Source organism: Streptococcus cristatus (assembly GCF_003943505.1).
Taxonomy (GTDB): Bacteria; Bacillota; Bacilli; order Lactobacillales; family Streptococcaceae; genus Streptococcus; species Streptococcus cristatus_E.
This window is the reverse complement of the sequence record NZ_RJPS01000047.1, coordinates 1-844: the sequence shown is the minus strand read 5'-3', so window position 1 is coordinate 844 and position 844 is coordinate 1. Positions and strand designations below refer to the sequence as shown.

Annotated in this window: 1 protein-coding gene; it reads right to left on the bottom strand. The window is 38.0% G+C overall.

The window, feature by feature from the left end:
• Positions 1-844: DNA cytosine methyltransferase (locus D8792_RS10875; protein WP_142999398.1), on the bottom strand; the 844-nt coding region annotated here is incomplete at both ends.

Genomic DNA, 844 nt, shown 5'->3' with positions numbered 1-844 from the left:
GTCTTTTGTCGGATGTACCCACATTGATTTACGCACATTTACTACAGTACCAGACGGCTCATCATATTTTAAGCGAAGATAGATCGTATTCTGCGTTCTTGTAACATCTGTATACGTGTTTGTTTTCATTTCCTCAGATAAGGAATGAAAATTTTGTCCCTGATCTAATGCTTTAAAACGCGCCATAGCTGCTGGTGTCGTTTTAGTTATAATATGATTGTGCAACATCTCTGAGTCACGAAGTGTCAGCGCCAACTCACTCAAGCCAGTTTTAGCTTGTAGCTTTATGCCACTTTTATCATCAGATACATTATAGACCGGCTCAACATCCTCTAAATCTTTAATAGCGTCCTCAACTGTCCTATATGGACCGTCTTTATATTTTCCTTCTGGAAGTTTAACTACATCTGCAATATCTTTTCGAATACCCATTACTACAAAACGCATTCTTTTTTGTGGGGCTCCAAATTGTGTAGCAGATAGAACATCAGCCGAAATAGCATATCCGTCGTCATCTTTGCCCCCCTGGAGCTTTGCCTTTAAATAATCAAAAACGGCATATGAACGTATGTTGGCAATCAGCCCTTTATTGTCGGTATAGCTATCAACCACAATATCATTTTCAAATATCTCCTGTGCCTTACTTATCATTCTTTGGTACATAATTGCTGGTTCAATTAATGCCTTGATCTGGGATTCTTTTATTTTCCCAGCGTAAAAATCTAGTATTGCATTAAACGCAATCCTATCAGCAACAATGACGGAATCATCCTCATCACCCTCTATGTGCTTCTCTGATATTTTAATTAAGCGCGATCTGTGTTTTTCTAATACATCTTTAAAC